Source organism: Nguyenibacter vanlangensis, from assembly GCF_013376155.1.
Classification (GTDB): Bacteria; Pseudomonadota; Alphaproteobacteria; order Acetobacterales; family Acetobacteraceae; genus Gluconacetobacter; species Gluconacetobacter vanlangensis.
In genome coordinates, this window is sequence record NZ_JABXXP010001238.1 from 1 (window position 1) to 557 (window position 557).

Consider the following 557-nt stretch of genomic DNA (forward strand, 5'->3'; position numbering starts at 1 on the left):
GGCGCGGCGCGGGCGCGGGCCTGCATGTTGGGCGGAACGGCGGGCTGACGAACGGGGCGGGGCGCGGAATCGCGCCATTGTCGGCTTGCCGGATCGGGCATCGTGCGCTAAAGCCGCCCGCTTGAGGCCCGGGCGCCGTAGCGGGCGTGGTGGAATTGGCAGACACGCCAGATTTAGGTTCTGGTGGCGCAAGTCGTGGGGGTTCAAGTCCCTCCGCCCGTACCAGCCCGGTCAATCGCGTTTTGCGTGCGGACGCCGCCGGCCCGAGCGGCCAGGCGCGTTCTTTGAAAGTTCTGACCGAGAGGATGGCCTGGCAGATGCAGGTTACTGAAACGCTTTCCGAAGGCCTGAAGCGCGGCTTCACCGTCACGGTGCCCGCCGGTGAACTGGAGAGCAAGCGGGCCGCCCGCCTGAAGGAACTGGGGCAGTCCATGAACCTGCCGGGCTTCCGCCCGGGCAGGGTGCCGCTGAGCATCGTCAAGCAGCGCTACGGCACCGCCGTGCAGGGTGAGGTGCTGGAGCAGGCGGTCGGCGACGCCACGCGCGCGCTGCTTGAG

At 69.3% G+C, this 557-nt stretch carries 1 protein-coding gene and 1 tRNA gene; both read left to right on the plus strand.

Going from position 1 to position 557, the window contains the following annotated elements:
• Window positions 1-140 precede the first annotated feature (140 nt).
• Window positions 141-225, plus strand: a tRNA-Leu gene (locus HUK84_RS22340).
• Between the two features lie 92 nt (window positions 226-317).
• A partial coding sequence (locus tag HUK84_RS22345) for a trigger factor family protein (RefSeq protein WP_218064511.1) occupies window positions 318-557 on the plus strand: 240 nt, incomplete at its 3' end.